This is a genomic window from Novosphingobium aquimarinum (genome assembly GCF_009746585.1).
GTDB lineage: Bacteria > Pseudomonadota > Alphaproteobacteria > Sphingomonadales > Sphingomonadaceae > Novosphingobium > Novosphingobium aquimarinum.
This window is the reverse complement of the sequence record NZ_WRPO01000006.1, coordinates 223,411-236,093: the sequence shown is the minus strand read 5'-3', so window position 1 is coordinate 236,093 and position 12,683 is coordinate 223,411. Positions and strand designations below refer to the sequence as shown.

Here is a 12,683-nt window from a genome sequence, read left to right as displayed (position 1 = left end):
TAGAGTCAGCCGCCCTTGGCGCCCGCGCCCGACGACGCGACCACGGCATTCTGCATGTACGGGATGGGATTGACCGCTTCACCCTTCACGCGGACTTCGTAGTGCAGGTGCGGGCCGGTCGAACGCCCCGTCGATCCGACGAAACCGATGATCTCACCCTTCTTCACGCGCTGCCCGTCCGCGACGTTGAGGCGCGACATGTGGCCGTAGCGCGTCTGCAGGTCGCCGCCGTGCTCGATCGAGACGAACAGGCCATAGCCACCGAACCACGCTGCCTTGCTGATGATGCCATCCGCCGTGGCGTAAATCGGAGTGCCGATCGCTGCGGCGAGGTCGAGGCCCTTGTGGCCGCGCAGTCCGCCGGTGACCGGGTGGACGCGCATGCCGAACGAGCTGGTGAGCGTGAAGCCTTCGATGGGGGTACGCGAGGGGATCGAGACACCGCCGGTGATGCCGGTCCCAAGGTTGCCCTTCTGGCCGACGGCGGAAGCGACCGCGGCGAGCGCCGGAACACCGGTCTTCTCGTAAGACTGCCAGGAATTGAAGAGTTTGCGGAACTGCTCGTCCTCGGCGCCGGTGGCCGACTGGTTCGCGGCCTGCGCGGCGCGGAGCGGCGCTGCGATATCGGCGTTGGCGCTGCTGTTGGCTTGCGCCGGCGTCACGGAGAAAAAGGCGGAAACCACTATAACGGAAGCGGAAATTTCACGAATGCGACCAAGAAACTTTTTAACGACCACTCGCAATCCCTTGTCTTACGGCCATGCGTGTTAGCCCGCACGGCCTGTTCAAGTGCGTTGTGGCTCCGCTGCGCCGGAACCCGCGTTCAATTTTTAGAGATGGTCGGAACCCCCCGCCGTCTCGCGAGTTGGACTTAAACTTGGCGCTGGTTAACAAGCAAGGCCGGCATAGAAATCGCGCGATAAACCGGCTCGTCGCCGCGCTGAGTCGTTGAACGGTGGTTTGAGCCGTCCCCGAAAATGAACAGATACTAAATCTCTCCATAAGGATTCGGGCGGAATTCCGCGGGTTTTCGCAAGCGCGACGAAGTGGCTTGTGCCTAATCCGACGTGCCGAATTTCGTCGACAAGAATTCTTTCGAGAATGCGAGCGCCGCGCGCGTCGCCGCTCGCCAGGACGCGATCGATGGTTCCGGGCGTGACATCGAGGCCGCGCGCTTCGAGCACCATCGGCACCACCGCGAGCCTTGCGGCGACGTCGTCGCGGGTGTCGTGCGCGGCGGTCCACAAGCCGCCATGCGCGGGAAGATCGCCATAGCGCGCGCCCATCGTCGCCAGGTGCCGATCGAGCAGCGCGAAATGCATCGCCTCGTCTGCCGCCGTCGCCAGGAAATCGCCGACGAAGGCCGGTCCCATCTCCGCACCGAACCGCCCCGCCATGTCGAGCGCCAGATCGATCGCGACGAATTCGATGTGCGCGAGCGCATGGAACAGCGCGATCCGGCCGCGTTCGCTTTGCGCCTTGCCGCGCTTGGGCATGCGCCCGGGCGGCAGCAGTTCGGGCCGGTCCGGGCGGCCGGGAACCTCGGGCATCGCCGCCTCGAACGCGAAGGCCAGCCGCCCGAGCCGCCAGTCGCGCGCGACGCGCCGCGTCAGCATCACCTTGTCCCGGGGTGCGCGCGCTTCGAGTGCGGCGCGGATCGCGGTCCCGACATCGTCCATCGTTCAGAGCGCCTTGGCGGCCTCCAGCACGGCTTCGGCGTGGCCTTTGACTTTCACCTTGTTCCACACTTGCGCGATCTTGCCCTCGGCGTCGACGAGGTAGGTCGTGCGGACCATGCCCATGTAGGTGCGGCCGTAGTTCTGCTTCTCGGTCCAGATGCCGAGCGCGTCGGATAGGCCGCCGGCTTCCGCATCGGTCGCCAGCGGCGCCTTGAGATCGTGTTTGGCGATGAAGTTCTGGTGCTTCTTCGCCGAATCCTTGCTGACGCCAAGCAGCGCCGTGTTCGCCGCGTCGAAGTCGGCTTTCATCGCCGAGAAATCCTGGTTCTCGGTGGTGCAGCCCGGCGTGTTGTCCTTGGGATAGAAGAACACGACCAGCTTCTGCCCGCGAAAGTCGGATGCTTTGACGGTGCCGCCATCGGGCGTTTCCAGTGCGATGTCGGGAAAGGCGTCGCCGACGCCGGGATTGCTCATGTCTCGATCTCCAGTTCTTCGCCGAACGCCGCCGCCCAGCCCCGCGCGACGGCGCGGCGGGCCTCGGCCAGCTGCCCCAGGCATGCGTCCCAATCGCGGCATCCGCAAGCCTTGGCAAGCGCGGCGCGCGGGCCGGGCAGCGGTTCCATAGCATCGGGCGCGAGTAGCCGCGCGGCGACGAGGAAGCGGGTGAGGCGATCGTGCGCGGGCAGCAGATCGGCCGGCAAATCGCCGCTTTCGACCAGCTCCGCGATCGCGCTGCCGAGATCGGCATCGAGCCCGCGTCCGGTCCTCAGCTGCGTGAAATGCACCAGGAATTCGAGATCGACCAGCCCGCCGCGCGACAGCTTGACGTCGAGCGGCCCCTTGCCCGGCTTGTGCGTCGCCATCGTCGCGCGCATGTCCAGCACGTCGGCGCGCAGCGTGTCCGGATCGCGCGGGGCGAGCAGCGCCTCGCGGATCAGCGCCTCGAGGGTCTCGCGCGCGCCAGGCGAGCCATAGAGCGGCCGCGCCCGGCACAGCGCCATGTGCTCCCAGGTCCAGGCCTGCTCGCACTGGTAGCGCGCGAAGCTGTCGAAGCTGGCCGCGGGCGGCCCTTGCTCGCCCGAGGGCCGCAGCCTTGTGTCGATCTCGTAGAGCGCGCCCTCGGCAGTCGGCACTGAGAGCGCGGCGGTCACGCGCTGACTGAGCCGGTTGTAATAGAGCGTGGCGCCCAAGGGCCGGCGCCCGTCTGACTCCCGATTGCTGTCTCCGGTAAACAGATAGACGAGATCGAGGTCGGAGGCGTGGGTGAGGACGCCGCCCCCCAGCCGCCCCAGCCCGAGGATCACCAGTTCGCTGTCCGGGACGACGCCGTGGGTCTCGCGGAACTCCTCGATGGCGGCGTCGGCGCCCGTGCGCACCGCGGCCTGCGCGATCCGGGCCAGGCCTTGGCCGATCGCGATCGGATCGTTGACGCCTTCGATCAACTGCACGCCCAGCGCGAACCGCTCCTCGCCCACCTTGCGGCGGACGCGGTCGAGCTTCTGTTCGTAGTCGTCGTCGGCATAGACGCGGGCGAAATCGGCGGCGAGGTGGTCGATCGACCCCGGCAATTCGAACGCACTCGCATCGATCAGCGGATCGAGCAGGTCCGCCCGGCGCGACAGCGCATCGGCCAGCGGCGGTGCCAGCGAGAGGATGCGGGCCAGCCGCTCGAGCAGGCCGGGACGCGCTTCGAGCAGGCGGAACAAGTTGATCGCGGTCGGCAGGTTGTTGAGCAGCTGTTCCCAGCGGGCCAGCGCGCGCTCGGGCTCTGGCGATTCGGCAATCGCGGCGAGGAGCTGGTCGCGGATGGCCTCGAAGGCGGCGCGCGCCGCATCGGTCCGCAAGGCGCGGGTCTTGCCCGAGCCCCAGGAGGCGATGCGCGCGCCCAGCACGTCCGGGTCGGCAAAGCCGAGATCCTCCAGTTGACCCGCCAGCCGTTCGGGCGAGGGCGCCTTGGACGGGGTGTCGGGCGACGTCGCTGCGAGCAGCGCATCATAGCGCTCGCCCACGGCAGACGTGATCGCGGTCAGCTCCTCGATCAGCGCGCCTCCATCGGGCAGGCCGTCGAGCTTCGCCACGCCGTCGATCAGCGCCTCGGTCTGCGGCAGCGCGTGCGTCTGCTGGTCCTGCACCATCTGCAGGCGGTGCTCGATCTGGCGCAAGCGGTCGTAGCTTTCGCCCAAAAGCGTCGCTTCGTCCGCCGGAATCAGCCCTGCCGCGGCCAGGGCATCGAGCGTCGCGCGCGTGCCGCGCAGCCGCAGCGAGGGATCGCGGCCGCCGTGGATCAACTGATGCGTCTGCGCGTAGAACTCGACCTCGCGGATGCCGCCGCGGCTTTTCTTGAGATCGAACCCGGGGCCGACGACATCGCCGCCCCTGGCGCTGCGGCGGATCTGCGCGGTGAGGCGCCCGATTTCGGTAATCGCGCCGAAGTCGAGGCTCTTGCGCCAGATGAAGGGCCGGATCGCGGCGAGGAACGCCTCGCCCTCGGCGATATCTCCGGCGGCGGCGCGGGCGCGGATGAAAGCCGCGCGTTCCCAGGCGAGCGCGGAGGATTCGTAATGCGTCAGCGCGGCATCGATCGAGATCGCGAGCGGGCTGACTTCCGAGGCCGGGCGTAGCCGCAGGTCGACGCGGAAGACGTAGCCCTCGGCGTTCGGCGTCGCGAGGATTTCGACCAGCGACCGGGCGACGCGCTGCGCCGCCTCGCCGGGATCGTCGCGCTCGCGCCGGGGAAGGGTGTCCGGATCGTAAAGCAGGATCGGATCGATGTCCGAGCTGTAGTTGAGCTCTCGCGCGCCATGCTTGCCCAATGCCAGGGCGAAGAAGCCGGCGGGGTCCGCCCCCGGCGCGCGGCGGCGGATCGCTTCGGCAATGGCGGCATCGAGCGCCCGGTCTGCGAAGTCCGAAAGCGCACCGGTGACTTGCAGCAGCGGAAACGCGCCCGCGAGATCGCCGATGCCCAGCGCCAGCGCCAGCGCCTGCTTCTCGCGCCGCAGTGCCGAGGCGACGTCGGGCGCGCCTTCCCCGGCGGCCAGTGCCTGCGCCAAGGCCGCCTCGGCGTCGCCCGCGGCGAGCTTGTCGGTCAGCTCGGGGTGCCGGTCGAGCAGGCCGGCGAGATACGGCGCATGGGCGCGAGCGCGCTCGATCGCGTCGGTCCAGTCCGGGGATGGCAATTGCTGCATGGCGCTGACTTACGCTGCTCGCGGCTGAGGACAAGGCATGCCATGGCTCCGACCGCGCCCTTGCCCCGCCCGAGTGGGCCGCCTAGGCTCCTGGCCAGCAACAATTCTTTTCGAAGGGGCCGCCACCTTGAATCGCAAATCCCTGCCCACGCTTGCCGTGCTGGCCGCATCCGCGCTGGTATCCGCTTGCGCCACCACGCCGACGACCACCGCCTCCGCACCGGCGCCCGCAGCCGCCGCAGAGCCCGATATCGACCTCGCGCTGATGAAGGACATGGTCCGCACGCTGTCTTCCGATGAATTCGAAGGCCGCGGCCCCAGCACCGCTGCCGAGCCCAAGACGCTCGATTACATCGTCGCCAAGTTCAAGGAAGCCGGGCTGCAACCGGGCAACAAGGGCTCTTGGCTGCAGGACGTGCCGATGGTCGGCATCACCGCCAGCGCGCAGACGCCGCTCAAGGTGACCGGCGGCGCTTCGCCGATGTCGTTCTCGTTCGGCGATCAGTACGTCGCGGCGAGCTATCGCGTTACGCCCAAGACGCAGATCACCGACAGCCCGCTGGTCTTCGTCGGCTACGGCATCAACGCGCCCGAGCTGGGCTGGAACGACTATGCCGGGCTCGACATGAAGGGGAAGACCGCGGTCATCCTGGTCAACGATCCCGACTACGAAACCGCCACCGAGGACGGGCTCTTCAAGGGCCGGCGAATGACCTACTACGGCCGCTGGACCTACAAGTTCGAGGAAGCCGCCCGCCAAGGCGCCACCGCCGCGCTGATTATTCATGACACGTTCCCCGCCGCCTATGGCTGGAACGTCGTCAATTCGAGCTGGACCGGCGAGCAGTATTACGTCCAGACCGCCAATGATGGCGCGGACCAGACCGCGGCCAACGGCTGGATGCAGAAGGACGTCGCCGAAAAAATTCTCGCCGCCGCCGGCAAGGACCTCGCCACCCTCACCGCCGCCGCCAAGCAGAAGGGCTTCAAGCCGGTGCCGCTGAACCTCAAGGCCAGCTTCGGGTTCGACAACGCCTTGAAGAAGTCGATGTCGCACAACGTCGTCGGCCTGCTTCCCGGCAAGACCCGGCCCAACGAATACGTGCTCTACTCGGGCCACTGGGATCACCTCGGCCGCTGCACGCCCGATGCCACTGGCGACGATATCTGCAACGGCGCGGTCGACAACGCGACCGGCATCGCCGCGCTCGCCGCCATCGCCAAGGCCGAAAAGGCCGCCGGCGGGGCCGAGCGCAGCCAGGTGTTCCTGGCGGTGACGCTGGAGGAATCGGGACTGCTCGGTTCCGAATACTATGCGCAGAACCCGGTCTTCCCGCTCGACCAGACGGTCGGCGGCGTCAACATGGACGCGTTGGCGCCGAGCGGTCGCACGCGCGATTATGCGATCACCGGCGGCGACAAGTCGGACCTGACCGCGCTGGTCCGCCAGACGATCGCCGCCAAGGGCCTCGTCGAGACGCCCGAGGCGTCGTCGGAAAAGGGGCATTACTACCGTTCGGATCACTTCAGCTTCGCCAAGAAGGGCGTGCCGATGTTCGACGTGAGCCGTGGGCGTGACTTGGTCGAAGGCGGCACCGCGGCGGGCGATGCGGTGGCCGAGGATTACACCGTGAACCGCTACCACCAGCCCTCGGACGAATACTCCGACGACTGGAATTGGGACGGCATCGTGCAGGACGTCGAGATGTACTACACGCTCGGCCGTCTGCTGGCCGATAGCGACCAATGGCCGAACTGGAACGAGGGCGACGAATTCCGCGCCATTCGCGACAAGGCCTGCGCGGCTTCGCCGAACGGCTGCTGATCCCAGCCGCGCATGGCGTACTTTCCGCCTGAATGGGCGCCGCAAGACTGGATCTGGATCGGGTTTCCGCACGATCCGGTCGAGTGGCCCGGCTTTCTTGAACCCGCGCAGGCGCAAATCGCCGCCTTCGCCAGCGCCGTCGCCGCAAGCGGTCAGCCAGTGCGGCTGATCGTGCGCGACGCGGCCAACGCGGCGCGCGCTGCTGCGCTGATCGGGCCGGGCGTCACGCTCGAACAGCGGCGCTACGGCGACGTCTGGCTGCGCGACACCGGGCCGCTGGTGCTGACCGGCGAGGGCGGGCGCCGCTACGCGCAGCGCTTCGGGTTCAACGGCTGGGGCGGGCAGTTCGAGATGGAGGGCGACCAGGAGATCGGCGTCGAGCTTGCCGCCAGCGCCGACTTGGATTGCAGAACCGCCGACTGGATCCTCGAAGGCGGCGCGATCGACGGGGACGGGACCGGTCTCGTCGTCACCACCGAGCAATGCCTGCTCCATCCCAATCGCAATCCCTCGCTGACGCGCGGCGAGATCGAAACGCGGTTGGCGCGCGATCTCGGCTTCGAGCGCGTGCTGTGGCTGGGCGAGGGGCTCATCAACGATCACACCGACGGCCATGTCGATAACCTCGCGCGCTTCGTCGCGCCGGGTGTGCTCGCCTTGCCTCGCGCTACTGGCGAAGACGATCCCAACGCCGCGATCTATGCCGATGCGAAGGCGCGGGCGCTGGCTTTCGGGCTGGACGTGCGCGAGATCCCGTCGCCCGGACGAGTCGAGACCGACGGCCGGATCGAACCCGCCAGTTACATGAACTTCGCGATCACCTCGCGCCTTGTGGTAGTGCCGACGTATGGCACGCCGCACGACGAGGCGGGTGTCGCTGCGGTCGCCGCGTTGTTCCCCGATCGCGAAACGATCGGCCTGCGCGCCGATGCCGTGCTCGCGGGCGGTGGCTCGTTCCACTGCGCCAGCCAGCAGATGCCGTCGGCATAGGCGCATTAACAGTTTCGCAACCGGGACCGGGCATCATGTGGAGCATGAACCGGATCATCGCCCGCATCGACGCCTCGCGCCGCCCAGCCGTCGAAGAGATCGCGCGCACCGCGATCGTCGCGGGCTGCGCCATCGCGTTGATCTGCGCCAGCGAAGCGCTGGCCTACCTGCCTCTCTAAAAACCGTCAGCCGAGCACTGCGCAGCGCGCGGCGCGCTCAACGCTGCGCGAACCAGATCACGTGCTTGGCGCCCTTGCCATTGCTGCGCGCCGCGACACGCCTTTCCTCGACGGAAAAGCGCGCGCGCTCCAATCGGCGAGTAAAGGCTGGATCGGGCGCGGCCGACCAGATCGCGAGGATGCCCCCATCCACTAGCGCCCGCCTTGCTTCGCGCAGGCCGTGCTTCGAATAGAGACCGTCGTTTTCCGCGCGGACCAGCCCGTCGGGGCCGTTGTCGACATCGAGCAGGATCGCATCGTACTCGCCTTCGGCGCCTGAAATGAACTGCCCCACGTCGGCTTCGATCAGCGTCACGCGCGGATCGTCGAGACAGCCGGCCATGACGTCCGCCATCGGCCCGCGCGCCCACTCGATCACTTCGGGCACCAGTTCGACCACCGTCACCAGCGCATCGGCGGGCAGGACCCGCAGCGCGGCGCGCAAGGTGAAGCCCATGCCGTAGCCGCCGATCAGGAAGTGCCGCTGCCCGCCGGCGGGGCCCAGCCGCTCGAAGCTCATCGTCGCCAGCGCTTCTTCCGAGCCTTGCTTGCGCGTGCTCATCAGCTCGTTGTTGCCCATCACGATCATGAAATCGCGATCGTGGCGATAGAGCTCGAGCGTTTCGCCGCCGGGCACTCGCGCGGTTCCGAGCAGTTCGCGGCGGATCATGTGCCGGTCATCGCAAGTCCGGCGGCGTCGTTTCGCCCTTCAGCATCGCGATCGCCTCGTCGAGCGACACGACCTTCTGCTGCTGCTCGCCCAGCGTCCGGATCGCGACCGTGCCTTCCTCGGCCTCGCGCTTGCCGACGACCAGCAAGTGCGGGACCTTCTTGAGCGAGTGATCGCGCACTTTGTAGTTGATCTTCTCGTTGCGCAGGTCGCTTTCGGCGCGGATCCCCGCCGCCTTGAGCTTGGCCAGCACATCGTCCGCATAATCGTCCGCGTCGGAGACGATCGTCGCTACCACCGCCTGCACCGGCGCGAGCCAGACGGGCAGCTTGCCAGCGAAGTGCTCGATCAGGATGCCGATGAAGCGTTCGTACGAACCGAAGATCGCGCGGTGCAGCATGACCGGACGATGCCGCTCGCCATCTTCGCCGACGTAGCTCGCATCGAGCCGATCGGGAAGCACGCGGTCCGACTGGATCGTGCCGACCTGCCAGGTCCGCCCGATCGCGTCGGTGAGATGCCATTCGAGCTTGGGCGCATAGAACGCGCCTTCGCCGGGCAGCTCCTCCCAGCCATAAGCCTCAGTGGCGAGGCCGGCGCGGTGGACCGCGTCGCGCAGTTCCTGCTCGGCCTGGTCCCACTGCTCCTCGGTGCCGAAGCGGTTTTCCGGGCGCAGGGCGAGCTTGATCGCATAGGTGAACCCGAAGTGCTTGTAGACCCGGTCGGCGAGCTCGCAGAAGGCCTGCACTTCGTCGACGATCTGGTCCTCGCGGCAGAAGATGTGTGCATCGTCCTGCGTGAACTGGCGCACGCGCATCAGCCCGTGGAGCGCGCCGTGCGGCTCGTTGCGGTGGCAGCAGCCGTTCTCGTAGATGCGCAGAGGTAAGTCGCGGTACGACTTGATGCCCTGCCGGAAGATCAGGACGTGCGCGGGGCAGTTCATCGGCTTGAGCGCCATCCAGTCCGCCTCGCCCGAAATGATCGGGCCCTCGTCCTCCACGTTGGGGACCTCGTCTGGGATGACGAACATGTTCTCGCGATACTTGCCCCAGTGGCCGGACTGCTCCCACTGGCGCGCGTCCATGACTTGCGGGGTCTTGACCTCGCGGTAGCCGGCACCGTCGATCGCGCGCCGCATGTAGGCCTCCAGCTCGCGCCAGATGACGTAGCCCTTGGGGTGCCAGAACACCGATCCGTGCGCTTCGGCCTGGAGGTGGAACAAGTCCATCTCCGCGCCGAGCTTGCGGTGATCGCGCTTGGCGGCCTCTTCCAGGCGGGTGAGGTGCTCGTTCAGCTGCTTCTTGTTGAGCCAGCCGGTGCCGTAGATGCGGGTGAGCTGCGCGTTCTTCTGGTCGCCGCGCCAATAGGCGCCCGCGACGCGCATCAGCTTGAACGCGGCGGGGTCGAGCTTGCCGGTGGAAGGCAAATGCGGCCCGCGGCACATGTCGAGCCAGCCCTTCTCGTGATCGGGATCGCCCGACCAGTAGACGGTCAGATCCTCGCCTTCGGGGAGTTCTGCGGCCCATTCGGCCTTGAAGGTCTCGCCTTGTGCCTGCCAGCGGTCGATCAGCTGCTGGCGCGACCAGACTTCGCGGACCAGCGGCTTGTCGGCCTTGATGATCTCGCGCATCTTTTCCTCGATCGCGGGCAGATCGTCCATCGAGAACGGATCGCGCGAAGCGGGCGCCATGACGTCGTAGTAGAAGCCGTCATCGGTCGCGGGGCCGAACGTGATCTGCGTGCCGGGCCACAGCGCCTGCACCGCCTCGGCGAGGACGTGCGCATAATCGTGCCGCGCCAGTTCCAGCGCATCGGCCTCGTCGCGGCCAGTGACCAGCGCCAGTTCGGCGTCGCCCGCGAAGGGACGCGTCAGATCGACAAGCTCGCCGTCCACTTTGGCGGCCAGCGCGGCCTTGGCAAGGCCCGGGCCGATCGCGGCGGCGACGTCCGCCGGGGTCGAGCCCTCGGGCATCTCGCGCACGGACCCGTCGGGAAGGCTGATCTTGAACATCTCGGACATCGCTGGCGTCTCTTCTTTCAACCGGAGCGCGCCATGGCACAGGTGCGCGCGGACCGCAAAGGCTGGCGCCGTGATGTGATCGATCCGGGAAGGCGGCGCCGTCCTGCCCGGATGCCCGGGCGGCGGCAGGTACGCTTAACGCGCGACCGACCGGGCCCGGGCGAACCGGGTGGTAGTCGTGGTCGTGGTGCGCTGCGTCGCCATGGCGGTCGATGTAGGGCGCAGGGGCGGCGCTGTCACGTCGCAATTCCGAAAGTGACAAGGACGCTTGTCGGTCTGCCAAGGACACTTGACTATATGGCGACGCGATGTAAAGGAAACCTATCACAAAGCTAAGGGAGCTTGACCATGCCATCGACCAGATTCGCAGCCGTATGCGCAGCGGCGCTCCTGATCGCCGCCATCGCCGTGCGCTTCGACGTCGTCGCCCGCGATGTCGGCGCGCTGATGTTGCTCGTCCTTCCGGCGGTCGCCGTGATGTCTCGCGCCGCCTGCCGTCGCCAAGGCGCAGCGCAATGACCGACGGTATGGCCCGAACTCGCGGCCCGGCCTTTTGGGGCACGCTATTCGGCATCGCGATGGCGTTGATCGCGGCCGCCCGCATCCTCGACATGATCAATCCGCCGACGGGGTTCCTGCTGCTCGCGGTCGTTTCGGCGGCCTGCCTGCCGCAGATCTTCCGCACGGCCATGGCTGCGGCCCGCCGCTCGGGCAATTCCAGCTCGGCGCTGCAGGCGTACAACAAACGGATGCTGTTCGCCTCGCTCGGCTATGTCGCCGGGCTCGGCGTGGCGACGCTGGTCTACGAGCAGATCCGGCTGGCGACGCCGCTGCTAGCCGTTCTCGCGCTACTGCCCGCGATCCCGACGCTGGCCATGATCTGGGCGATGGCCCGCTATCTGCTCGACGAGACCGACGAGTATTTGCGCTATCGCACGCTGCTCGCCTCGGTCATCGGGCTGGGCTTCGTGCTCGCGCTCGGCTCGTTCTGGGGCTTTCTCGAGACCTTCGGGGTGGTGCCGCATGTCTGGGCCTGGTGGGTGGTGCCGGTCTTCGGGATTGGCATGGGGATCGGCAACTGCGCGATCCTGGCGCGCGGCCGGTGAACAATCGCCTCAAGGTGCTGCGCGCCGAACGGAACTGGAGCCAGCAGGAACTGGCATCGCGGCTCGAAGTCAGCCGACAAAGCGTCAATGCGATCGAGACGGGCAAGTACGATCCTTCGCTGCCGCTGGCCTTCCGCATCGCCGATGTGTTCGGGATGGCCATCGAGGATATTTTCCTGCGGGAGTGATGCGGTTGCCGCCCGCCGTCGCCGTCCCCACTAAGGATGCATGAGCGATACCCGCTTCCACGACATGCCCGACGGGCGCCGCATTGCCCATCGCTTCACCGCCGGCACCGGCCCCGCGATCGTCTTTCTGCCCGGCTATATGTCCGACATGGCGGGCGGCAAGGCGACCGCCGTGTTCGACTGGGCGCGCGCGAACGGCCGCGCCTGCCTGCTGCTCGATTATTCGGGTTGCGGCGAGAGTTCCGGCGACTTCGCCGATGGCACCCTGTCGCGCTGGCGCGAGGAAGTGCTGGCGCTCATCGAAGCCCAATTGCCGGGCGAGCCGGTGCTGCTCATCGGATCGTCGATGGGCGGCTGGCTGATGCTGCTCGCCGCGCTGGCGCTGCCGCCCGAGCGGCGCGCGGGACTGATCGGTGTCGCGCCGGCGCCGGACTTCACCGACTGGGGCACGTCGCCCGAGGATCAAGCGCGGCTCGCGGCCGGCGAAACCGTGCTGGAAGAGAACCCGTACGGCCCCGAGCCGACGCCGACCCATCCCGGCTTCTGGGCCGACGGGCAAGCGAACCGGTTGCTCGATGGAGAGATCGCGCTCGATTGCCCGGTGCACTTGCTGCACGGCCAGCAGGACCCTGATGTGCCCTGGGACATCTCCCTCAGGTTGGCGGCGGCGCTGCGTTCACCGCAAGTGCAGGTCACGCTGATCAAGGACGGCGACCACCGCCTCTCGCGCGACGCGGACGTCGCGCTGCTGCTGCGCACTCTGGCGCACTTCCCCGAGCGCGGCTGAGCTTCGGAGCCCATC

At 67.7% G+C, this 12,683-nt stretch carries 13 protein-coding genes; 7 read left to right on the top strand and 6 right to left on the bottom strand.

All coding sequences use genetic code 11. The annotated features are described in order from the left end of the window. Positions 1 to 5 precede the first annotated feature (5 nt). From GQO94_RS09320 to glnE, 4 genes are all read right to left on the bottom strand, one after another. On the bottom strand, positions 6 to 662 hold the full coding sequence (locus GQO94_RS09320) for a M23 family metallopeptidase (protein WP_232332850.1): 657 nt from the start codon (positions 660 to 662) through the stop codon (positions 6 to 8). A gap of 225 nt (positions 663 to 887) precedes the next feature. Continuing rightward, on the bottom strand, positions 888 to 1,679 hold the full coding sequence (locus GQO94_RS09315) for a ferritin-like domain-containing protein (RefSeq protein ID WP_156840862.1): 792 nt from the start codon (positions 1,677 to 1,679) through the stop codon (positions 888 to 890). Between the two features lie 3 nt (positions 1,680 to 1,682). After that, positions 1,683 to 2,153 carry a peroxiredoxin gene (locus tag GQO94_RS09310; protein WP_156840861.1) on the bottom strand — a complete coding sequence of 157 codons (471 nt, stop codon included), beginning with the start codon at positions 2,151 to 2,153 and terminating at the stop codon, positions 1,683 to 1,685. Continuing rightward, positions 2,150 to 4,864 carry a bifunctional [glutamate--ammonia ligase]-adenylyl-L-tyrosine phosphorylase/[glutamate--ammonia-ligase] adenylyltransferase gene (gene glnE / locus GQO94_RS09305; protein ID WP_156840860.1) on the bottom strand — a complete coding sequence of 905 codons (2,715 nt, stop codon included), beginning with the start codon at positions 4,862 to 4,864 and terminating at the stop codon, positions 2,150 to 2,152. Before glnE ends, GQO94_RS09310 begins: the two co-directional genes overlap by 4 nt. Positions 4,865 to 4,991: 127 nt before the next feature. On the opposite strand from glnE, the gene GQO94_RS09300 reads away from it, so the two are divergent. Genes GQO94_RS09300 through GQO94_RS21250 form a run of 3 tightly spaced genes read left to right on the top strand, consistent with a single transcriptional unit; the run spans position 4,992 to position 7,858 of the window. Beyond that, positions 4,992 to 6,689: a M28 family metallopeptidase gene (locus tag GQO94_RS09300; RefSeq protein ID WP_232332849.1), complete on the top strand. Its 1,698-nt coding sequence runs from the start codon at positions 4,992 to 4,994 to the stop codon at positions 6,687 to 6,689. A 12-nt stretch (positions 6,690 to 6,701) separates the two neighbouring features. After that, on the top strand, positions 6,702 to 7,679 hold the full coding sequence (locus tag GQO94_RS09295; protein WP_156840858.1) for an agmatine deiminase family protein: 978 nt from the start codon (positions 6,702 to 6,704) through the stop codon (positions 7,677 to 7,679). A 44-nt stretch (positions 7,680 to 7,723) separates the two neighbouring features. Then, the gene (locus GQO94_RS21250; RefSeq protein WP_269748749.1) at positions 7,724 to 7,858 is read left to right on the top strand and encodes a hypothetical protein; all 135 of its coding nucleotides are present in this window, start codon (positions 7,724 to 7,726) and stop codon (positions 7,856 to 7,858) included. A 37-nt stretch (positions 7,859 to 7,895) separates the two neighbouring features. Here GQO94_RS21250 and GQO94_RS09285 read toward each other — a convergent pair whose 3' ends face one another. Together GQO94_RS09285 and thrS are read right to left on the bottom strand one after the other, a co-directional pair. Further along, positions 7,896 to 8,567: a spermidine synthase gene (locus GQO94_RS09285; RefSeq protein ID WP_156840856.1), complete on the bottom strand. Its 672-nt coding sequence runs from the start codon at positions 8,565 to 8,567 to the stop codon at positions 7,896 to 7,898. Positions 8,568 to 8,574: 7 nt separating this feature from the next. Continuing rightward, positions 8,575 to 10,587 carry a threonine--tRNA ligase gene (gene thrS / locus GQO94_RS09280; protein ID WP_156840855.1) on the bottom strand — a complete coding sequence of 671 codons (2,013 nt, stop codon included), beginning with the start codon at positions 10,585 to 10,587 and terminating at the stop codon, positions 8,575 to 8,577. Between the two features lie 348 nt (positions 10,588 to 10,935). Here thrS and GQO94_RS09275 point away from each other — a divergent pair, with 348 nt between their 5' ends. From GQO94_RS09275 to GQO94_RS09260, 4 genes are read left to right on the top strand one after another with little or no spacing between them, the layout of a single operon-like run. Then, on the top strand, positions 10,936 to 11,106 hold the full coding sequence (locus tag GQO94_RS09275; protein ID WP_156840854.1) for a hypothetical protein: 171 nt from the start codon (positions 10,936 to 10,938) through the stop codon (positions 11,104 to 11,106). Beyond that, positions 11,103 to 11,693 (top strand): hypothetical protein, encoded by a 591-nt coding sequence (locus tag GQO94_RS09270; RefSeq protein WP_156840853.1) that lies wholly within the window; start codon positions 11,103 to 11,105, stop codon positions 11,691 to 11,693. The genes GQO94_RS09275 and GQO94_RS09270 overlap by 4 nt, the downstream gene beginning before the upstream one ends. Next, the gene (locus GQO94_RS09265) at positions 11,690 to 11,881 is read left to right on the top strand and encodes a helix-turn-helix transcriptional regulator (RefSeq protein WP_156840852.1); all 192 of its coding nucleotides are present in this window, start codon (positions 11,690 to 11,692) and stop codon (positions 11,879 to 11,881) included. The genes GQO94_RS09270 and GQO94_RS09265 overlap by 4 nt, the downstream gene beginning before the upstream one ends. 40 nt (positions 11,882 to 11,921) lie before the next feature. Next, positions 11,922 to 12,668 carry an alpha/beta hydrolase gene (locus GQO94_RS09260; protein ID WP_156840851.1) on the top strand — a complete coding sequence of 249 codons (747 nt, stop codon included), beginning with the start codon at positions 11,922 to 11,924 and terminating at the stop codon, positions 12,666 to 12,668. The last annotated feature ends 15 nt before the right edge of the window (positions 12,669 to 12,683 follow it).